The organism is Brevibacterium yomogidense (assembly GCF_016107685.1).
Lineage (GTDB): Bacteria > Actinomycetota > Actinomycetes > Actinomycetales > Brevibacteriaceae > Brevibacterium > Brevibacterium yomogidense.
Map to the genome: position 1 here is coordinate 528853 of NZ_JABASY010000003.1, position 18186 is coordinate 547038.

The 18186-nt window shown below is 65.0% G+C and carries 27 protein-coding genes; 2 read left to right on the top strand and 25 right to left on the bottom strand.

Going from position 1 to position 18186, the window contains the following annotated elements:
* Window positions 1–31: 31 nt before the first annotated feature.
* From secY to rpsL, 25 genes are all read right to left on the bottom strand, one after another.
* Window positions 32–1333, bottom strand: a complete 1302-nt coding sequence (secY, locus tag JFC09_RS10790) for a preprotein translocase subunit SecY (RefSeq protein ID WP_198394002.1) — start codon at window positions 1331–1333, stop codon at window positions 32–34.
* 268 nt (window positions 1334–1601) lie between these two features.
* Complete coding sequence (gene rplO / locus JFC09_RS10795) at window positions 1602–2057, bottom strand: 50S ribosomal protein L15 (RefSeq protein ID WP_198394003.1); 456 nt, start codon at window positions 2055–2057, stop codon at window positions 1602–1604.
* A 1-nt stretch (window position 2058) separates the two neighbouring features.
* Window positions 2059–2241, bottom strand: a complete 183-nt coding sequence (rpmD, locus tag JFC09_RS10800) for a 50S ribosomal protein L30 (protein WP_198394004.1) — start codon at window positions 2239–2241, stop codon at window positions 2059–2061.
* Window positions 2241–2909, bottom strand: coding sequence for a 30S ribosomal protein S5 (rpsE, locus tag JFC09_RS10805; RefSeq protein ID WP_332839739.1), 669 nt, complete (start codon window positions 2907–2909; stop codon window positions 2241–2243). Before rpsE ends, rpmD begins: the two co-directional genes overlap by 1 nt.
* A complete protein-coding gene (gene rplR / locus JFC09_RS10810) occupies window positions 2906–3286 on the bottom strand; it encodes a 50S ribosomal protein L18 (protein WP_198394005.1) in 381 nt (126 codons plus the stop codon). Before rplR ends, rpsE begins: the two co-directional genes overlap by 4 nt.
* Window positions 3287–3288: 2 nt before the next feature.
* Window positions 3289–3825, bottom strand: a complete 537-nt coding sequence (gene rplF / locus JFC09_RS10815; protein ID WP_198394006.1) for a 50S ribosomal protein L6 — start codon at window positions 3823–3825, stop codon at window positions 3289–3291.
* Window positions 3826–3844: 19 nt separating this feature from the next.
* A complete protein-coding gene (rpsH, locus tag JFC09_RS10820) occupies window positions 3845–4243 on the bottom strand; it encodes a 30S ribosomal protein S8 (RefSeq protein WP_198394007.1) in 399 nt (132 codons plus the stop codon).
* Window positions 4244–4307: 64 nt separating this feature from the next.
* Complete coding sequence (gene rplE, locus JFC09_RS10825) at window positions 4308–4877, bottom strand: 50S ribosomal protein L5 (RefSeq protein WP_198394008.1); 570 nt, start codon at window positions 4875–4877, stop codon at window positions 4308–4310.
* A complete protein-coding gene (rplX, locus tag JFC09_RS10830; RefSeq protein ID WP_198394009.1) occupies window positions 4877–5242 on the bottom strand; it encodes a 50S ribosomal protein L24 in 366 nt (121 codons plus the stop codon). The genes rplE and rplX overlap by 1 nt, the downstream gene beginning before the upstream one ends.
* Window positions 5243–5244: 2 nt before the next feature.
* Window positions 5245–5613 (bottom strand): 50S ribosomal protein L14, encoded by a 369-nt coding sequence (gene rplN / locus JFC09_RS10835; protein WP_198394010.1) that lies wholly within the window; start codon window positions 5611–5613, stop codon window positions 5245–5247.
* A 142-nt stretch (window positions 5614–5755) separates the two neighbouring features.
* On the bottom strand, window positions 5756–6034 hold the full coding sequence (gene rpsQ / locus JFC09_RS10840; protein ID WP_198394011.1) for a 30S ribosomal protein S17: 279 nt from the start codon (window positions 6032–6034) through the stop codon (window positions 5756–5758).
* Window positions 6034–6285 carry a 50S ribosomal protein L29 gene (gene rpmC / locus JFC09_RS10845; protein ID WP_269770497.1) on the bottom strand — a complete coding sequence of 84 codons (252 nt, stop codon included), beginning with the start codon at window positions 6283–6285 and terminating at the stop codon, window positions 6034–6036. Before rpmC ends, rpsQ begins: the two co-directional genes overlap by 1 nt.
* A 2-nt stretch (window positions 6286–6287) precedes the next feature.
* On the bottom strand, window positions 6288–6704 hold the full coding sequence (gene rplP / locus JFC09_RS10850) for a 50S ribosomal protein L16 (RefSeq protein ID WP_198394013.1): 417 nt from the start codon (window positions 6702–6704) through the stop codon (window positions 6288–6290).
* Between the two features lie 3 nt (window positions 6705–6707).
* The gene (gene rpsC / locus JFC09_RS10855; protein ID WP_198394014.1) at window positions 6708–7532 is read right to left on the bottom strand and encodes a 30S ribosomal protein S3; all 825 of its coding nucleotides are present in this window, start codon (window positions 7530–7532) and stop codon (window positions 6708–6710) included.
* Window positions 7532–7912, bottom strand: a complete 381-nt coding sequence (rplV, locus tag JFC09_RS10860) for a 50S ribosomal protein L22 (protein ID WP_198394015.1) — start codon at window positions 7910–7912, stop codon at window positions 7532–7534. Before rplV ends, rpsC begins: the two co-directional genes overlap by 1 nt.
* Window positions 7913–7956: 44 nt before the next feature.
* The gene (gene rpsS / locus JFC09_RS10865; protein WP_198394016.1) at window positions 7957–8238 is read right to left on the bottom strand and encodes a 30S ribosomal protein S19; all 282 of its coding nucleotides are present in this window, start codon (window positions 8236–8238) and stop codon (window positions 7957–7959) included.
* Window positions 8239–8253: 15 nt separating this feature from the next.
* A complete protein-coding gene (rplB, locus tag JFC09_RS10870; protein ID WP_198394017.1) occupies window positions 8254–9090 on the bottom strand; it encodes a 50S ribosomal protein L2 in 837 nt (278 codons plus the stop codon).
* 31 nt (window positions 9091–9121) lie between these two features.
* A complete protein-coding gene (gene rplW, locus JFC09_RS10875; RefSeq protein ID WP_198394018.1) occupies window positions 9122–9424 on the bottom strand; it encodes a 50S ribosomal protein L23 in 303 nt (100 codons plus the stop codon).
* Window positions 9421–10095 carry a 50S ribosomal protein L4 gene (gene rplD / locus JFC09_RS10880; protein WP_198394019.1) on the bottom strand — a complete coding sequence of 225 codons (675 nt, stop codon included), beginning with the start codon at window positions 10093–10095 and terminating at the stop codon, window positions 9421–9423. Before rplD ends, rplW begins: the two co-directional genes overlap by 4 nt.
* 3 nt (window positions 10096–10098) lie before the next feature.
* Window positions 10099–10773 carry a 50S ribosomal protein L3 gene (gene rplC, locus JFC09_RS10885; RefSeq protein ID WP_198394020.1) on the bottom strand — a complete coding sequence of 225 codons (675 nt, stop codon included), beginning with the start codon at window positions 10771–10773 and terminating at the stop codon, window positions 10099–10101.
* A 10-nt stretch (window positions 10774–10783) separates the two neighbouring features.
* Window positions 10784–11092 carry a 30S ribosomal protein S10 gene (rpsJ, locus tag JFC09_RS10890; RefSeq protein WP_009379191.1) on the bottom strand — a complete coding sequence of 103 codons (309 nt, stop codon included), beginning with the start codon at window positions 11090–11092 and terminating at the stop codon, window positions 10784–10786.
* A gap of 399 nt (window positions 11093–11491) precedes the next feature.
* Entirely contained in the window at window positions 11492–12685 is a 1194-nt protein-coding gene (gene tuf / locus JFC09_RS10895) for an elongation factor Tu (RefSeq protein WP_198394021.1), read from the bottom strand.
* 124 nt (window positions 12686–12809) lie between these two features.
* Window positions 12810–14915 carry an elongation factor G gene (fusA, locus tag JFC09_RS10900; protein ID WP_198394022.1) on the bottom strand — a complete coding sequence of 702 codons (2106 nt, stop codon included), beginning with the start codon at window positions 14913–14915 and terminating at the stop codon, window positions 12810–12812.
* Window positions 14916–15000: 85 nt separating this feature from the next.
* A complete protein-coding gene (rpsG, locus tag JFC09_RS10905; protein WP_198394023.1) occupies window positions 15001–15474 on the bottom strand; it encodes a 30S ribosomal protein S7 in 474 nt (157 codons plus the stop codon).
* Complete coding sequence (rpsL, locus tag JFC09_RS10910) at window positions 15474–15848, bottom strand: 30S ribosomal protein S12 (protein WP_198394024.1); 375 nt, start codon at window positions 15846–15848, stop codon at window positions 15474–15476. Before rpsL ends, rpsG begins: the two co-directional genes overlap by 1 nt.
* Before the next feature lie 400 nt (window positions 15849–16248).
* On the opposite strand from rpsL, the gene JFC09_RS10915 reads away from it, so the two are divergent.
* On the top strand, window positions 16249–16974 hold the full coding sequence (locus JFC09_RS10915; protein ID WP_198394025.1) for a DUF1707 SHOCT-like domain-containing protein: 726 nt from the start codon (window positions 16249–16251) through the stop codon (window positions 16972–16974).
* Window positions 16975–17029: 55 nt separating this feature from the next.
* On the top strand, window positions 17030–18055 hold the full coding sequence (locus JFC09_RS10920) for a 6-phosphofructokinase (RefSeq protein WP_198394026.1): 1026 nt from the start codon (window positions 17030–17032) through the stop codon (window positions 18053–18055).
* Window positions 18056–18186: the final 131 nt, after the last annotated feature.

An 18186-nucleotide genomic window follows, 5' to 3' on the forward strand; every position in this document is an offset into this window, starting at 1 on the left:
CGAGGTACGGATCACCGCGTGCCGGTTCGGCTCAGCGGAGCAGGCCCTCGTAGTGGCGCTGCTGCATCTGGGAGTTGATCTGCTTGACCGTCTCCAGGCCGACTCCGACGATGATCAGCAGCGAGGTGCCGCCGAACGGGAAGTCCTGGTTCGCATTGATGAGGACGAGCGCGACGAGCGGGATGAGCGCGACGCAGCCCAGGTAGAGGGATCCCGGAAGGGTGATGCGGGTGAGGACGTAGCTGAGGTACTGCTCCGTCGGCCTGCCCGCTCGAATACCCGGGATGAAGCCGCCGTAGCGCTTCATGTTGTCCGCGACCTCTTCCGGGTTGAAGGTGATCGCGACGTAGAAGAACGTGAAGAAGATCGTCAGCAGGAAATACGTCACCATGTAGATGGGGTGGTCGCCCTGTGTGAAATACGTCGCGATCCACTGCACCCACTGGTCCTCCGGATCCCCGAACTGGGAGACGAGGCTGGGGAGGTACAGCACGGACGAGGAGAAGATCACCGGGATCACGCCGGCCTGGTTCACCTTGATCGGGATGTACGTCGAGGTGCCGCCGAACATCCGACGGCCGACCATCCGCTTCGCGTACTGGACCGGGATCCGCCTCTGCGACTGCTCGACGAACACCACGAGGCTCACGATCACGAGTCCCACGAGGATGACGAGCAGGAAGACGTCGATGCCCTGGGAGTTCAGGATGTTGCCGAACGAGGAGGGGAAGCCGGCCGCGATCGACGTGAAGATCAGCAGCGACATGCCGTTGCCGACACCGCGTTCCGTGATCTGCTCACCCAACCACATGATGAGGCCCGTGCCGGCCGTCATCGTCACGACGATGATGCCGATGCCCCACCAGGTGTCGTTGACGATGAGGTCCTGGCAGCCTGCGACATCGCCGAACAGTGCACCCGTGCGCACGGTCGAGACGAGCGTCGTCGCGTTCAGCACAGCGAGGCCCAGAGTCATGTACCGCGTGTACTGGGTCATCTTCGCCTGCCCCGAAGCGCCTTCCTTGTGGAGGGCCTCGAAACGAGGGATGACGACGCGCAGCAGCTGCGTGATGATGCTCGCCGTGATGTACGGCATGATGCCCAGCGCGAAGATCGACAGCTGGAGCAGCGCACCCCCTGAGAACAGGTTGATCATCCCGAACGCGCCCTGCGTCAGCTGGGGCGACGCGACGCACTCCTGCACCTGCGCGTAATCGATGCCCGGCGACGGAATGAAGGAGCCCAGCCGGAACAGCACGATGATCCCGAGGGTGAAGAGCAGCTTGTTGCGAAGATCAGGCGTCCTGAAAGCGCGCCCTACAGCTCCGAGCACTCGTCCTCCTCATGTGTGTACGCCGGTCCTGGAGGCGGTCCGGCGGACGCACGCCGAGCGGGGCCAGCTGCAAAAGGGGCACTCACGCTCGTACCTACGGCCGACAGGGGCCAAGACGAGGAACGACGACAAAACGACAATATTCCTCGTGCACTCTACCAGGGCGCAGGTAGCGCACCGAATCGCCGGACGGAACGCGAGAACGCCTGTGGGGAACAGCCGGATCGGCTGTTCCCCACAGGCGTTGTGCAGTGAAAGTTCGCGGACGTCAGGCGGTCGTGACCGACCCGCCGGCTGCGACGATCTTCTGCTCCGCTGATCCGGAGATCTTCTCCGCCGTGATGTTGATCGCGACGGTGACCTCTCCGGTCCCCAGCACCTTGACGGGCTGGTTCGCACGGACGGCGCCCTTCTCGACGAGGTCGGCGACGGTGACGTCGCCACCCTCCGGGAAGAGTGCCGACAGCTTGTCCAGATTGATGACCTGGTAGGTCACCTTGTTCGGGTTCTTGAAGCCGCGCAGCTTCGGCAGACGCATGTGAAGCGGCGTCTGCCCACCTTCGAACCCGTGCGGCACCTGGTAACGGGCCTTCGTGCCCTTGGTTCCGCGGCCTGCGGTCTTGCCGCCCTTGCCGGCTTCACCGCGACCCACACGGGTCTTCGCGGTGTTCGAGCCGGGAGCAGGACGCAGGTGGTGCAGCTTGAGTGGATTCTCTTCTGCCATGTCAGTCCACCTCTTCCCAGGTGACGAGGTGGCTCACGACATTGATCATGCCGCGGATCTCAGGACGATCGTCCTTCACCACCACGTCGTTGATCCGCTTGAGTCCCAGCGAACGCAGGGTCTCGCGCTGATTCTGCTTGCCACCGATCTCAGACTTGCGCTGAGTGATCTTCAGTTTTGCCATCAGGAGCTCGCCCCTTCAGATGCACGCAGGAGAGCCGCCGGAGCGACCTCGTCGACGGGCAGGCCACGACGTGCCGCGACCTCTTCCGGACGCTCGAGTCCCTTGAGCGCAGTGATCGTGGCGTGCACGATGTTGATCGCGTTCGAGGATCCCAGCGACTTCGACAGGATGTCGTGCACTCCGGCCGCATCCAGCACGGCGCGCACAGGACCGCCGGCGATCACACCGGTGCCCGGTGCGGCCGGACGCAGCAGGACGATTCCCGCAGCCTCCTCGCCCGTGATCGGGTGAGGGATCGTCTTCTGGATGCGGGGGACGCGGAAGAAGTTCTTCTTCGCCTCCTCGACACCCTTCGCGATGGCCGCGGGAACTTCCTTGGCCTTGCCGTAGCCCATGCCGACCATGCCGTCACCGTCGCCCACGACGACGAGTGCAGTGAAGGAGAACCGACGTCCGCCCTTCACCACCTTCGACACGCGGTTGATGGTGATGACGTGCTCGATGAACTGATTCTTGTCTTCGCGATCCTGACGGTTCCCGCGACGGTTGCCGCCGTCCCCGCGACCCCGGCCACGGCCTCGGCCGCGGTCACCGGAATCGTTGGTGGGCTGCTGCGACTCGCCCTGGCCGGCGACGGCCTGGGGTGCCTTGTTCTCTTCGGTGCTCACAGTGCGAGTCCTCCTTCACGGGCTCCGTCGGCGACAGCGGCCACACGGCCGTGGTACGCGTTGCCACCACGGTCGAACACCACTGTCTCTACACCGGCCGCCTTGGCGCGTTCGGCGACGATCTCGCCGACGCGATGCGCCTTGGCCGTCTTGTCGTCCCCGCTCACGCGGACGTCCGACTCCATCGACGATGCCGATGCCAGCGTGCGGCCGGCGGCGTCGTCGATGACCTGAACGAACACGTGACGCGACGAACGCGACACCACGAGGCGCGGCCGTTCGGCAGTTCCGTTGATGTGCTTGCGCAGACGGGCGTGGCGACGGACGCGTGCAGCGGCCTTGCTCTTGCCGAAGCTCTGCTTCTTTCCAAAGGCCATGGTCACTTACCAGCCTTTCCGACCTTGCGACGGACGTTCTCGCCGGCGTAGCGGACACCCTTGCCCTTGTAGGGCTCAGGCTTCCGGAGCTTCCGGATGTTAGCGGCGACTTCTCCGACCTGCTGCTTGTCGATGCCGGACACAGTCACCTTGTTCTGGCCCTCGACTGCGAAGGTGATCCCTTCCGGGGGCTCCACAGTGATCGAGTGGCTGAAGCCCAGGGCGAACTCGAGGTTCGATCCCTTGGCCTGCACGCGGTAGCCCGTGCCGACGATCTCGAGCGATTTCGAATAGCCCTCCGAGACACCGACGATGAGGTTCTCGATGAGGGTCCGCGTCAGACCGTGGAGGGAGCGCGATTCGCGCTCCTCGTCCGGCCGGACCACGGTGAGAGTGCCGTCCTCGATGGACGCAGAGATCGGGGCCGGGATGACGAGCGACAGCTCACCCTTGGGGCCCTTCACGCGTACATCCTGGCCATCGACGCTGACGTCGACGCCGGAGGGAACGGAGATGGGTTTCTTGCCAATGCGTGACATACGAGTCTCCTCCTTCCCGTTACCAGACGTACGCGAGGACTTCGCCGCCCACGCCCTGCTTGGCTGCTTGCTTGTCCGTGAGCAGTCCCGACGAGGTCGAGATGATCGCGATGCCGAGGCCGCCGAGCACCCTGGGGAGGCTGTTCGACTTGGCGTACACGCGCAGACCCGGCTTCGACACACGGCGGATGCCGGCGATCGAACGCTCACGGTTGGGTCCGAACTTCAGGTCGAGTTCGAGCTTCTTCCCCACTTCGGCGTCTGCGACGCGCCAGTCGGCGATGTAGCCCTCGCTCTTGAGGATCACGGCGATGCTGGACTTGAGCTTGCTGTAAGGCATGCTCACGTCCTCGTGGTACGCCGAGTTCGCGTTGCGCAGACGCGTAAGCATGTCTGCGACAGGATCGGTCATAGTCATGTGGGCTCGTGCCCTTCCTCGTCACGGTTTCCCCGCCGGAGCGTGGGACCTGCGACGTAGAGGTTCAGTTTTTCTTGAACGGGAAGCCGAGGTGACGCAGAAGTGCACGCCCCTCATCGTCCGTCTTGGCAGTGGTCACGATCGTGATGTCCATACCGCGGACACGGTCGATCTTGTCCTGATCGATCTCGTGGAACATCGACTGCTCCGTGAGCCCGAACGTGTAGTTGCCGTGGCCGTCGAACTGACGATCCGACAGCCCGCGGAAGTCACGGATACGGGGCAGTGCGAGCGACACGACGCGGTCGACGAACTCCCACATCCGGGCACCGCGCATCGTCACATGCGCGCCGATCGGCTGACCCTCACGCAGCTTGAACTGCGCGATGGACTTCCGGGCACGGGTGACGATGGGCTTCTGACCCGTGATCAGAGTGAGATCCTGGATCGCACCCTCGATCAGCTTCGAATCGCGGGCGGCGTCTCCGACGCCCATGTTCACGACGACCTTGACGAGACCCGGAACCTGCATGGGATTCGCGTACGCGAACTCCTCCTGCAGCTTGCTGACGATCTCGTCCCGGTAGACCTGCTTGAGGCGCGGTGCCGGGCGGGCGTGAGTTGTCTCAGTCATCAGATGTCCTCCCCGGTGCGGCGCGAGACGCGCACACGGACAGTGCGGGAACGTCCGTCGCGTTCGACGGTCTCCTCGCGGTAGCCCACACGCGTCGGCTTGTTGTCCTTCGGATCAACCAGCATCACGTTCGAGACGTGGACGGGTGCTTCGTGGATCTCGATACCACCAGCGGTGACGCCGGATGCGGTCTGCGACGGCTTCCGGTGCTTCGAGACGCGATTGACGCCTTCGACGAGCACACGGTTGCGATCGGGGTAGACCTCGAGGACCTTCCCCTGCTTGCCGCGGTCGCCGCCGCGCTCCTGGCGTGCACCAGCGATGACCTGCACGAGGTCACCCTTCTTGATCTTGAGCTTCGCCATGGTCAGAGCACCTCCGGAGCCAGCGACACGATCTTCATGAACTTCTTGTCACGCAGTTCACGGCCCACAGGACCGAAGATGCGCGTGCCGCGCGGTTCACCGTCGGTCTTGAGGATGACGGCAGCGTTCTCATCGAAGCGGATGTATGAGCCATCCGGACGACGACGCTCCTTGATGGTACGGACGATGACCGCTTTCACGATGTCGCCCTTCTTGACGTTTCCGCCAGGGATTGCATCCTTGACGGAGGCGACGATCGTGTCGCCGATACCGGCATAGCGCCGGCCGGAACCGCCGAGCACACGGATGGCGAGGATTTCCTTCGCACCCGTGTTGTCGGCGACCTTGAGTCGCGACTCCTGCTGAATCACTTGTTCTCTCCTGTCGTCTCGCCGGTTCTCACTGAGAAGTGAGCCTGGCGGAACGGATATGGGGCAACCGTCCGTTCACCCCCGATTCCCGGTAGCCGCCGCGGAAGAGGCGGGACCGGGAGGGACGGGGGTGACGGCGACGTCACTTGGCGCGCTCTGCGATCTCCACGAGCCGCCAGCGCTTCGACGCCGACATCGGACGGGTTTCGGCCACAACGACGAGGTCACCGATACCTGCGGTGTTCTCCTCATCATGAACCTTGATCTTGCTGGTCGTGCGCAGCACCTTGCCGTACAGGCGGTGCTTCTTGCGGTCCTCGACCTCGACGACGATGGTCTTGTCCATCTTGTCGGAGACGACGTATCCGCGAGCGGTCTTGCGCGCGTTGCGCTCGACTGCGGTCTGTGTCTGCTCGGACATCAGTTATCCTCTTCCTTCGCTGCGGACGGACCGGTCCGGATTGCAAGCTTGCGCTCGTTGAGCACCGTGTAGATCCGTGCGATGTCGCGGCGGACGGCCTTGAGCCGACCATGGCTCTCCAGCTGGCCGGTGGCCGTCTGGAAGCGGAGGTTGAAGAGTTCCGCCTTGGCCTTCTTCAGCTCCTCGGCAAGACGCTCGTTGTCGAAACCATCGAGCGCGTCCATGGAGAGATCCTTGGAACCAATAGCCATTCTCATTCACCACCTTCGCGCCGCACGATGCGGGCCTTGAGCGGAAGCTTGTGGATCGCCAGGCGCAGAGCCTCGCGAGCGACTTCCTCGGACACACCGGCGAGCTCGAACATCACTCGACCGGGCTTCACGTTCGCGACCCACCATTCGGGCGAGCCCTTACCGGAACCCATGCGGGTTTCGGCAGGCTTCTTCGTCAGCGGGCGGTCCGGGTAGATGTTGATCCACACCTTCCCTCCGCGCTTGATGTGACGGGTCATCGCGATACGCGCAGCCTCGATCTGGCGGTTCGTCACGTATGCCGGTTCGATGGCCTGGATGCCCCAGTCACCGAACGTGACGGCGTTGCCGCCCTTCGACATTCCGCGGCGGCCCGGGTGGTGCTGCTTGCGGTACCTGACACGGCGTGGGATGAGCATCTGTCAGCCCTCCGATCCGGCCTCGGCCGCCGGGGCGGCCTCAGCAGTGTTCTCTGTCTTCTTCTGCTGGGCGTCCGCACTGCGACCACGGCCGCGTCCGCCGCGCTGGCGTCCGCCCCGTCCTGCAGGTGCGCCGCCCCGAGGGCCACGGCCGGACGGCTGCGCGGCTTCCTGCGCCGCGAGCTCCTTGTCCGTGAGGTCTCCCTTGTAGATCCACACCTTCACGCCGATCCGGCCGAAGGTCGTGTGCGCCTCGAAGAAGCCGTAGTCGATGTTCGCGCGGAGGGTGTGCAGCGGCACGCGTCCCTCGCGGTAGAACTCGGAACGGCTCATCTCAGCGCCGCCCAGGCGGCCGCCGCACTGCACGCGGATGCCCTTGGCACCCGCACGCTGCGCGGTCTGGATCGCCTTGCGCATCGCACGGCGGAACGCCACACGGCTGGCGAGCTGTTCAGCAACGCCCTGCGCGACCAGCTGAGCGTCGACCTCGGGGTTCTTGACCTCGAGGATGTTCAGCTGGATCTGCTTGCCCGTGAGCTTCTCGAGGTCACCGCGGATACGATCCGCTTCTGCGCCCCGACGACCGATCACGATGCCCGGACGTGCCGTGCGGATGTCCACACGGACGCGGTCACGCGTGCGCTCGATATTCACGCGGGAGATGCCCGCGCGCTCGAGTCCGGTGCTCAGCAGCTTCCGGATCTTGATGTCCTCGCCGAGGTAGTCGGCGTAGCGCTGACCGGCCTTCGTCGAGTCCGCGAACCACTTCGAGCGGTGGTCCGTGGTGATTCCGAGTCGGAATCCGTTGGGATTGATCTTCTGACCCATCAGCGGTTCCCCTTCCGGTCAGCCGGGATGTCGTCGCCGGACGCGAGAACCACGGTGATGTGGCTCGTGCGCTTGTCGATCCGGCCTGCACGACCCTGCGCGCGGGGACGGAACCGACGCATGGTCGGTCCTTCGTCCACGAACGCCTGGGTGATGACGAGCTCGTCCTCTTCGAACGACTCGCCCAGCTTGTCAGCCGTCTGGCGCGCATTCGCAATGCCCGACGCGACCAGCTTGTACACCGGATCAGACGCGGACTGCTCAGCGAACTTGAGCACCGCGAGGGCTTCCGTCGCCTGCTGACCACGAATGAGGTCGACGACGCGGCGAGCCTTCTGGGGCGTGACGCGCAGGTAGCGCACCTTCGCCTTGGCTTCCATCGTTTCCTTCTTCCTTCAGTCTCAGAGACCGTGGGCGTGCCGCCTCAGCGGCGACGGCCCTTCCGGTCGTCCTTGTCGTGGCCGCGGAACATCCGCGTCGGTGCGAACTCGCCGAGCTTGTGCCCGACCATGGCTTCGGTGATGAACACCGGAACGTGCTTGCGACCGTCGTGCACGGCGATCGTGTGTCCCAGGAAATCCGGGATGATCATCGAGCGGCGGGACCAGGTCTTGATGAGATTCTTGGTGCCCTTTTCGTTCTGAGCAGCAACCTTCTTGAAGAGGTGCTCGTCGACGAAGGGGCCCTTTTTCAGACTGCGAGGCATGTGTGAGGCTCCCTATCAGCGCTTCTTGCCGGTACGACGGCGGCGCACAATGTACTTGTCGCTTTCCTTGTTCGGGCGACGGGTCCGGCCTTCAAGCTGGCCCCACGGGCTGACCGGGTGGCGTCCACCCGACGTCTTGCCCTCGCCACCGCCGTGCGGGTGATCGACCGGGTTCATGACGACACCGCGGACGGACGGGCGCTTGCCCTTCCACCGCATGCGGCCGGCCTTGCCCCAGCTGATGTTCGCCTGCTCAGCGTTGCCCACTTCGCCCACGGTAGCGCGGCAGCGCGCGTCGACGTTGCGGATCTCACCGGACGGCATGCGCAGCTGCGCATACGGTCCTTCCTTGGCGACGAGCTGCACCGACGAACCGGCTGAGCGAGCGATCTTGGCCCCGCCACCCGGACGCATCTCCACGGCGTGCACCACGGTGCCGACCGGGACGTTGCGCAGCTGCAGGCTGTTGCCGGGCTTGATGTCCGCATCCGGACCAGCCTCGACGACGTCTCCCTGCTTCAGCTTGGTGGGTGCCAGGATGTAGCGCTTCGCGCCGTCCACGTAGTGCAGCAGCGCGATGCGAGCCGTCCGGTTCGGGTCGTACTCGATGTGCGCGACACGAGCCTCGACGCCGTCCTTGTCGTAACGACGGAAGTCGACGACGCGGTACTGGCGCTTGTGCCCCCCACCCTGGTGGCGGGTGGTCACACGGCCGTTGCTGTTGCGTCCACCTTTTTTCGGGAGGGGACGGAGAAGCGACTTCTCCGGCGTGGACCGGGTCACTTCGACGAAGTCGGCGACGGAGCTGCCACGGCGGCCCGGCGTCGTCGGCTTGTACTTACGGATTCCCATTGTCTTCTAATCCTTGTCTGTCAGCCGGCGCTCAGAGCGCGCCGCCGAAGATGTCGATGTCGCCGTCCTTGAGGCTGACGATCGCACGCTTCGTGTCGTTGCGCTTGCCCATGCCGAACCGCGTCCGGCGGACCTTGCCCTGTCGGTTGAGCGTGTTCACCTTCGCGACCTTCACACCGAAGATCGATTCGATGGCGTACTTGATCTCCGACTTGTTCGAGCGCGGGTCGACGAGGAAGGTGTACTTCCCCTCGTCCATGAGCGCGTATGTCTTCTCGGACACGACCGGCGCGATGATGATGTCGCGCGGATCCTTGATGGTCACGGAGCTCACTGTGCGTCCTCCTCAGTGCTCGCCGCTGCGACCGTGCCGGTCGTGCGTGCGAGGAAGGCGTCGAGCGCAGCCTGCGTGAACACCACATCGTCGGACATCAGCACGTCGTACGTGTTGAGCTGATCGACCGGGAGGACGTGGACGCGGGGCAGGTTGCGCACGCTCAGGTAGGTGAGATCGTCGCCGCGTTCGACGACGACGAGCTTGTTCTTGCGGTCCGAGATCTTCTCGAGCGCCACGCGTGCGGCCTTGGTCGACGGCGCCTCGCCCGTCACCAGAGCGGTGACGACGTGGACACGGTCGAGCCGCGCGCGGTCCGAGAGAGCGCCGCGCAGAGCTGCGGCCTTCATCTTCTTCGGGGTGCGCTGCGAGTAGTCCCGCGGTACCGGGCCGTGAACGATGCCGCCGCCCGCGTACTGCGGAGCGCGGATCGAACCCTGACGAGCGTTGCCGGTGCCCTTCTGGCGGTACGGCTTGCGCCCGCCGCCACGGACCTCGGAACGGGTCTTCGTCTTGTGGGTGCCCTGACGTGCAGCGGCAAGCTGGGCGATGACGACCTGGTGGATGAGCGGAACGTTCGTCGGGACAGCGAACACCGAACCCGGGAGTTCGGCGGTGCCGGCCTTCGCGCCCTCCGCGTCGATGACGTCGATGGTCAACGTATCAGTCATCTCTTATGCCTCCTTCGCGGCGGAGCGGACGAGAACGACTCCGCCCTTCGGACCGGGGACTGCGCCCTTGATGAGCAGCAGACCGGCCTCGGCGTCAACGGAGTGGACAGTGAGGTTCTGCGTGGTGTGCTTGACAGCACCCATGCGGCCGGCCATCTTCATACCCTTGAAGACGCGTCCCGGGGTGGCTGCGCCACCGATCGAGCCCGGCTTGCGGTGGTTGCGGTGCTCGCCGTGCGAAGCGCCAGCGCCACCGAAGTTGTGCCGCTTCATGACACCAGCGGTTCCCTTGCCCTTGGTGGTCGCGGTGACGTCGATCTTCGTCCCGGCCTCGAACACCTCGGCGGTGATCTCCTGGCCGAGCTCGTAGTCGCTCGCGTCAGCGGTGCGGAGTTCGACGAGGTGACGACGGGGGGCGACCCCGGCCTTCTCGAAATGACCCGCATCAGGCTTGTTGACCTTGCGCGGATCGATCTCGCCGAAGCCGATCTGTACGGCGGTGTAGCCGTCGACGTCTTCGCTGCGCACCTGGGTGATGACGTTCGGCGACGCCTGCACGACGGTGACGGGGACGAACGTGTTGTTCTCGTCCCACACCTGGGTCATGCCGAGCTTGGTGCCCATGATGCCCTTGACGGCGCGAGTGGTGGGGAGTGCTGTGGAACGTGTGTTGGCCATGTCCTCCCCCTCAGAGCTTGATCTCGATGTTGACGTCGTCGGCCAGGTCGAGACGCATGAGCGAATCGACGGCCTTCGGCGTCGGGTCCACGATGTCGATGAGGCGCTTGTGAGTGCGCATCTCGAAGTGCTCGCGGCTGTCCTTGTACTTGTGCGGCGAACGGATGACGCAGTAGACGTTCTTCTCCGTGGGCAGCGGCACCGGGCCGACGACCGTTGCACCTGCGCGCGTGACCGTGTCGACGATCTTGCGAGCAGCACTGTCGATGACAGCGTGGTCGTACGACTTGAGCCGGATGCGGATCTTCTGTCCCGCCATGGCGAAAGTCTCTTCCTTTCGAATTCCCCGGCCATCAACGCCCTCCCTGCGGAAGGGCATCTGTGCCGGCTTGACGTGACCGACCCCCGAGGTCGGGCGTGTCGTCCTCGCCCTTCGGGCGGAGTGCGACACTCGTGCAATGGCTGCTCGGCTCGAACCCGCGCAATCGCAGATTCACTGGCCGAATCGACCGGGACCGTTTGCGGCTGTGAGGCCGCGGTGCAGGGGTCGGTGGTCCCGGTACACAACCCCACTATCTTGGCATGCCGGGCGTGTCGCCGCAAATCCAGGAGCAGTCCACGGTAGTGACGACTGCGACACAGAAGGGCCCCGGGGAGATCCCCGGGGCCCTTCCGCTGTAGATTCGCAGGTCACAGCCCTGCGGCGTGAGGTATCAGATCAGCTGGTGATCTTCACGACACGGCCGGCGCCGACCGTACGGCCGCCCTCGCGGATCGCGAAGCGGAGGCCTTCCTCCATGGCGATCGGCTGGATGAGCTCGACCGTCATGTCGGTGTTGTCGCCGGGCATGACCATCTCGGTGCCCTCGGGCAGCGTGATGACACCGGTGACGTCCGTCGTACGGAAGTAGAACTGCGGGCGGTAGTTCGAGTAGAACGGGTTGTGACGGCCGCCCTCGTCCTTCGAGAGGATGTAGACCTGTCCCTCGAAGTTCTTGTGCGGGGTGATCGAACCCGGCTTCACGATGACCTGGCCGCGCTCGACGTCCTCGCGCTTCGTGCCGCGGAGCAGGAGTCCGACGTTCTCTCCCGCGCGAGCGTCCGGGAGGGTCTTGCGGAACATCTCGATCGCGGTGACCGTGGTCTTGGAGGAGTGCTCCTTGATGCCGACGATCTCGATGTCCTCGTTGGGGAGGAGCACGCCGCGCTCGACACGACCGGTGACGACGGTGCCGCGACCGGTGATCGTGAAGACGTCCTCGACGGGCATGAGGAACGGCTTGTCGATCTCACGCTCCGGCTCCGGAACGTTCGCGTCGACGGCTTCCATCAGGTCCTCGACGGACTTGACCCACTTCTCGTCGCCCTCGAGGGCCTTGAGAGCGGAGACCTGCACGACGGGAGCGTTGTCGCCGTCGAAGTCCTGCGAGGACAGGAGGTCGCGGACCTCGAACTCGACGAGCTCGAGGAGCTCCTCGTCGTCCACCATGTCCGACTTGTTGAGTGCGACGACGATGTACGGCACGCCGACCTGGCGGGCGAGCAGCACGTGCTCACGCGTCTGGGGCATCGGGCCGTCCGTCGCTGCGACGACGAGGATCGCGCCGTCCATCTGCGCCGCACCGGTGATCATGTTCTTGATGTAGTCGGCGTGACCAGGCGCATCGACGTGCGCGTAGTGGCGGACGTCCGTCTGGTACTCAACGTGCGAGACGTTGATGGTGATGCCGCGCTGCTTCTCTTCAGGTGCGTTGTCCACCTGATCGAATGCCCGTGCTTCGTTGAGCTCCGGGTACTTGTCAGCCAGCACCTTCGTGATCGCCGCGGTGAGCGTCGTCTTGCCATGGTCGACGTGACCGATGGTGCCGATGTTGACGTGGGGCTTCGTCCTGTCGAAAGAGGCCTTTGCCACTGGGTTCCTCCTGGTGTTTGGTGCAGGATATGCGGTTCATATCCTAGAACCGGTTTGTGGGTTGTGAGTCGACACTATGCTGTCAGCCCTGGGGCTCCAGCACAATGTCACGGGTGGGAGAGGATCACTCCCCGCCGCGGACCTTCTGGATGATCTCTTCCGCGACGTTCTTCGGCACTTCGCCGTAGCTGTGGAACAGCATCGTGTACACGGCACGCCCCTGCGTCTTCGAACGCAGGTCGCCGATGTATCCGAACATCTCCGACAGCGGGACCAGAGCCTTGACGACCTTGACGCCGGAAGCGTCTTCCATCGACTGGATCTGGCCGCGACGCGAGTTCAGGTCACCGATGACTTCGCCCATGTACTCCTCGGGAGTACGGACTTCGACATCCATGACCGGCTCGAGCAGCACCGGGTTCGCACGCGGCACCGCTTCCTTGAGCGCCATCGAGCCGGCGATCTTGAACGCCATCTCCGAGGAGTCGACGTCGTGGTACGCGCCGTCGATGAGCGTCGCCTTGATGCCGACGAGCGGGTAGCCCGCCAGCACACCGAGCTGCATCGCGTCTTCGATGCCCCGGCTCACGCTCGGGATGTATTCACGGGGCACACGGCCACCGGTGATCGAATCGACGAACTCGTAGACCTTGTCGCCTTCGACCTCCATCGGCTCGATGGAGACCTGGATCTTCGCGAACTGGCCTGAGCCACCGGTCTGCTTCTTGTGCGTGTAGTCGACCTTCTCCACCGCACGGCGGATGGTCTCCCGGTACGCCACCTGCGGCTTGCCGATGTTCGCCTCGACCTTGAACTCGCGCTTCATGCGATCCACGAAGACGTCGAGGTGCAGCTCGCCCATGCCGCCGATCTCCGTCTGCCCGGTCTCCTCATTGAGGTTGACCGTGAAGGTGGGATCCTCCTTCACGAGCTTCTGGATCGCCGTGCCCAGCTTCTCCTGGTCGCTCTTCGTCTTCGGCTCGATCGAGACGAAGATGACGGGCTCCGGGAACGACATGGACTCGAGCACGATCGGATTCGCCGTATCGCAGAGCGTATCGCCGGTCGTGGTCTCCTTGAGACCGATGAACGCGTAGATGTGCCCCGCGAAGGCATGCTCGACGGGGTTCTCCTTGTTGGAGTGCATCTGGAAGAGCTTCCCGACGCGCTCCTTCTTCCCGTTGGTCGTGTTGATGACCTGGTCGCCGGTCTTCACCGTGCCCGAGTAGACGCGCACGTAGGTGAGCGAACCGAAGAACGGGTGGGTCGCGACCTTGAACGCAAGCGCGGAGAACGGTCCGTCCTTGCGGGGCTCACGCGTGATGACCTCGTCCTCGTTGCCGACGGGGTGACCCTCGATCGCCGGAACGTCCAGGGGGGAGGGAAGGTAGTCGGTCACTGCGTTGAGGACCGGCTGGATGCCCTTGTTCTTGAAGGCGGAGCCGCACATGACGGGGTAGGCCTGCGAGCTGATCGTGAGGATGCGGATACCGGCCTTGATCTCATCGATCGTCAGTTCGCCCTCTTCGAGGTACTTCTCCATCAGCTCGTCATTCGCCTCTGCAGCGTCTTCGACGAGCTGTGCGCGGTATTCCTCGGCACGCTCCTGGAGATCAGCCGGAATGGCGATCTCCGTCATGTCCTGGCCCTTCGCTCCCTCATCCGGCCATTCGTAGGCCTTCATCTCGAGGAGGTCGACCACGCCGCGGAAATCGTTCTCCGCGCCGATGGGCAGCTGGATGACGAGCGGCTTCGCGCCCAGACGATCCTTGATCGTGCTGACGGTGAAGTAGAAGTCGGCGCCCAGCTTGTCCATCTTGTTGACGAAGCAGACGCGCGGGACATTGTACTTGTCCGCCTGGCGCCACACCGTCTCCGACTGGGGCTCGACGCCCTCCTTGCCGTCGAACACTGCGACGGCACCGTCGAGGACGCGCAGCGAACGCTCGACCTCGACCGTGAAGTCGACGTGACCGGGGGTGTCGATGATGTTGAACTGGTTGTCCTGCCAGTAGCAGGTCGTCGCGGCCGACGTGATGGTGATGCCGCGCTCCTGCTCCTGCTCCATCCAGTCCATCGTCGAGGCGCCGTCGTGCGTCTCGCCGAGCTTGTAGTTCACGCCGGTGTAGAAGAGGATGCGTTCCGTCGTCGTCGTCTTGCCAGCATCGATGTGGGCCATGATGCCGATGTTGCGGACCTTGCTGAGGTCGCTGAGCACGTCAAGTGCCACGGTTTCTCTCTCTCATATCGATGACTCCCCCCGTTCCGGGCGCCGGATCGCGATCCGACGCCCGGAACGGGGCGCGTCGTCCCTATTACCAGCGGTAGTGGGCGAACGCCTTGTTGGACTCCGCCATCTTGTGCGTGTCCTCGCGACGCTTCACAGCGGCGCCGAGACCGTTCGCCGCATCCATGATCTCGTTCATGAGGCGGTCGGTCATCGTCTTCTCACGACGCTGGCGGGCATAGCCCACGAGCCAGCGCAGCGCGAGCGTCGTCGAGCGGCTTGCGCGGACCTCGATCGGGACCTGGTAGGTCGCACCGCCGACGCGGCGGGAGCGGACCTCGAGCGACGGGCGGATGTTGTCGAGCGCCTTCTTGAGCGTCGTGACGGGATCCTGCCCGTTGAGCTTGTCGCGGGTTCCCTCGAGAGCGCCGTAGACGATGCGCTCTGCAGTGGAGCGCTTCCCGTCGAGCAGCACCTTGTTGATGAGCTGAGTGACGACTGGTGAGCTGAAGACCGGATCGACGACGACCGGTCGCTTGGGTGCGGGGCCCTTACGCGGCATTACTTCTTCTCCCTCTTCGCTCCGTAGCGGCTGCGGGCCTGCTGACGGCCCTTGACTCCCTGGGTGTCGAGGGAGCCGCGGACGATCTTGTAACGGACGCCCGGGAGGTCCTTCACTCGACCACCGCGCACGAGCACGATCGAGTGCTCCTGGAGGTTGTGACCCTCACCGGGGATGTATGCCGTGACCTCGATCTGGCTCGACAGCTTCACGCGCGCGACCTTGCGGAGCGCGGAGTTCGGCTTCTTCGGGGTGGTCGTGTACACACGGGTGCACACCCCACGCCGCTGCGGGCCGCCCTTGAGGGCAGGCGTCGCGTTCTTCGCGGCCTTGTCCTGTCGTCCCTTGCGGACGAGTTGCGAAATTGTGGGCACTGAGTTGTTCTCCGATGCTTCTCGATGTTCCTAATCCCGGGCGCTCTCCGTCGGAGAGCCTGCACTGCCCGAGCGTGTCCTTCTGGCAAACAGGTGAAGCTACCCGCCTGATGCCAGTTCCCACAAGGCCTCTCCACACCCGCGCTCGGGTGTGTCGGACCGGCAAGCACCTATGAAACCGTCTACGACGGCGATGCACTGCAGTGAGCTGCGCGACCTGGCTCCCCATCCCCCGCAGAAGGTTCCGGGCAGGTGCGCGCCGCACGTGGGCGCGACTGCCCTCAGGACAGCCACGTTCCAGGTTATCGCGCTCCTTCGCCAGCGGTCAAAGTCTGGGGCGAACAGCAAGCAGGATCACACTCTCGACGCTGCCCCGTGGTGAATCGGTAGTGTTGTCGACATGACGCCTTCGCATGCGCCCGACCCCGACGGGGCGGCTGACGACGACCGCTCCTCCCCCGCGGCACCGCGGCTGCGTGCAGGCGACGAGGAGCGGGATGCCGTCCTCGACATCCTCGCACAGGCACACGGAGCCGGGCGGCTCGATCCCGACGAGGTCGATGAGCGTCAGAGGGCGACGCTGCATTCACGATTCGTCGACGAGTTGCCGGCGCTCATCGAGGACCTGCCGGAAGGGCGTTCGCTGGCAGAGCGATTCGCTCTGGCGACCGGCTCACCTGAACCGCACCCACGACGTGGGCCCGGCACGTCCCTCGCACACACCTCGCGGGGCGAGATCGTTCCCGTCGCCCCGGGGAGCGGGCCACCCGAGCAGTCGATCGCCATCATGAGCGGGCGGGAGGTGCACGTGGTCCCGGGAACGGCCACCGTCCGCAGCTACGCGCTCATGGGCAGCGACGAGGTCTACCTGACGGATGTCATGGGCCCCGGGGTCGAGGTGACACTGGAGTCCTACGCGATGTGGGCCGGCAACGAAGTGTACGTGCCTGCGGGCGTCAAGGTCATCGACAGGACCGTCAACATCATGGCAGGCAACTCGATCGCGAAGAACGCTCGGGGCGACGGCTCCAACGGTGTTCTCATCCTCACCGGATTCAGCCTCATGGCGGGCCACGACGTGAAGCTCGACCCGAACTGGACTCCGCGCGGCCACCTCGAGCGCTGACCTCGACCGACGCTCAGACCGTTCCCCGACCACGTCGCGGCAGTAGGCTGACGCCATGAGGATCGGGATCTTGACATCGGGTGGGGACGGACCAGGGCTCAACGCGGTCATTCGCGGGGCGGTGCGCAACGGCATCCGCACGCACGGTGCGGCCTTCAGCGGCGTACGGGACGGATGGCGGGGGCTGCTGGAGGACGACATCACTCCACTCACCACATACGACGTCCGCGGTCTGTCGGGCCGTGGCGGGACGATCCTCGGCACGTCGCGCACCCACCCCTACTCCGGGGGCGGCCCCGCACGGATGCGAGAGGTCCTCACCGCCCATGGCATCGACGCTGTCGTGGCGATCGGGGGTGAGGGAACGCTCGCCGGGGCGGCACGGCTCGCCGACGACGAAGGCCTACCGGTGGTCGGTGTGCCGAAGACGATCGACAACGACCTCGACGGCACGGACTACACCTTCGGGTTCGACACCGCCGCCGCGATCGCGACAGAGTCGATCGACCGGCTGCGCACGACTGCCGAATCGCACCACCGCTGCATGGTCATCGAGGTGATGGGTCGCCACGTCGGATGGATCGCCCTGCACTCCGGGATGGCGGCAGGTGCGCACGCCGTGCTCATCCCCGAGTTCCCGGTCTCCTACGAGCAGATCTTCACGTGGGTGCGGTCGGCCCGCGACCGCGGACGGGCACCGATCGTCGTGGTCGCGGAGGGCTTCGTGCCGGAGGGCCGTGACGAGGCCGTGTCGACCAAGGGCGAGGCGCGGGACGGTCGACCCCGGCTGGGTGGCATCGCCGACGAGCTCGCACCACTCATCGAGGAGTCGACGGGGATCGAAACGCGATCCACGGTCCTGGGCCACCTGCAGCGCGGCGGCTCTCCCACCGCCTATGACCGGGTCCTCTCCACGCGCTTGGGCATGGCAGCCGCGGACATGGCCGTCGAACGCGTGTGGGGTCAGATGGCGTCGCTGGAGGGAACGGACATCGTAAGGGTGCGCATGGCGGACGCCGTCGACAAGCTCAAGCGCGTACCGGCTCAGCGCTGGGACGAGATGCGCGTCCTCCTGGGCTGACGAGGAGGACTGAGGGCGCCCCGGGCACCGGGCCCCGGACTGCGCCCGCCGCTAGTTCTTTCGGACCGGACACGGCCCTCAGGGCCTCAGGGCCTCAGGGCCTCAGGGCCTCAGGGCCTCAGGGCCTCAGG

What these genes read in the sequence shown, in the direction of transcription:
- rplE (WP_198394008.1), bottom strand. Translation starts at nt 4,877, where the DNA reads ATGACTGAGACAACTCACGCCCGCCCGGCACCGCGCCTCAAGCAGGTC.
- rpsQ (WP_198394011.1), bottom strand. Translation starts at nt 6,034, where the DNA reads ATGTCCGAGCAGACACAGACCGCAGTCGAGCGCAACGCGCGCAAGACC.
- rplC (WP_198394020.1), bottom strand. Translation starts at nt 10,773, where the DNA reads ATGGCCAACACACGTTCCACAGCACTCCCCACCACTCGCGCCGTCAAG.
- JFC09_RS10920 (WP_198394026.1), top strand. Translation starts at nt 17,030, where the DNA reads ATGAGGATCGGGATCTTGACATCGGGTGGGGACGGACCAGGGCTCAAC.
- rplR (WP_198394005.1), bottom strand. Translation starts at nt 3,286, where the DNA reads ATGGCCTTTGGAAAGAAGCAGAGCTTCGGCAAGAGCAAGGCCGCTGCA.
- rplX (WP_198394009.1), bottom strand. Translation starts at nt 5,242, where the DNA reads ATGGCGAAGCTCAAGATCAAGAAGGGTGACCTCGTGCAGGTCATCGCT.
- rpmC (WP_269770497.1), bottom strand. Translation starts at nt 6,285, where the DNA reads ATGGCTATTGGTTCCAAGGATCTCTCCATGGACGCGCTCGATGGTTTC.
- rplP (WP_198394013.1), bottom strand. Translation starts at nt 6,704, where the DNA reads ATGCTCATCCCACGCCGTGTCAGGTACCGCAAGCAGCACCACCCGGGC.
- rpsH (WP_198394007.1), bottom strand. Translation starts at nt 4,243, where the DNA reads ATGACTATGACCGATCCTGTCGCAGACATGCTTACGCGTCTGCGCAAC.
- rplF (WP_198394006.1), bottom strand. Translation starts at nt 3,825, where the DNA reads ATGTCACGCATTGGCAAGAAACCCATCTCCGTTCCCTCCGGCGTCGAC.
- rpmD (WP_198394004.1), bottom strand. Translation starts at nt 2,241, where the DNA reads ATGGCAAAACTGAAGATCACTCAGCGCAAGTCTGAGATCGGTGGCAAG.
- rplO (WP_198394003.1), bottom strand. Translation starts at nt 2,057, where the DNA reads ATGGCAGAAGAGAATCCACTCAAGCTGCACCACCTGCGTCCTGCTCCC.
- rplB (WP_198394017.1), bottom strand. Translation starts at nt 9,090, where the DNA reads ATGGGAATCCGTAAGTACAAGCCGACGACGCCGGGCCGCCGTGGCAGC.
- rpsS (WP_198394016.1), bottom strand. Translation starts at nt 8,238, where the DNA reads ATGCCTCGCAGTCTGAAAAAGGGCCCCTTCGTCGACGAGCACCTCTTC.
- rplV (WP_198394015.1), bottom strand. Translation starts at nt 7,912, where the DNA reads ATGGAAGCCAAGGCGAAGGTGCGCTACCTGCGCGTCACGCCCCAGAAG.
- JFC09_RS10915 (WP_198394025.1), top strand. Translation starts at nt 16,249, where the DNA reads ATGACGCCTTCGCATGCGCCCGACCCCGACGGGGCGGCTGACGACGAC.
- rpsJ (WP_009379191.1), bottom strand. Translation starts at nt 11,092, where the DNA reads ATGGCGGGACAGAAGATCCGCATCCGGCTCAAGTCGTACGACCACGCT.
- rplD (WP_198394019.1), bottom strand. Translation starts at nt 10,095, where the DNA reads ATGACTGATACGTTGACCATCGACGTCATCGACGCGGAGGGCGCGAAG.
- rpsC (WP_198394014.1), bottom strand. Translation starts at nt 7,532, where the DNA reads ATGGGTCAGAAGATCAATCCCAACGGATTCCGACTCGGAATCACCACG.
- rpsG (WP_198394023.1), bottom strand. Translation starts at nt 15,474, where the DNA reads ATGCCGCGTAAGGGCCCCGCACCCAAGCGACCGGTCGTCGTCGATCCG.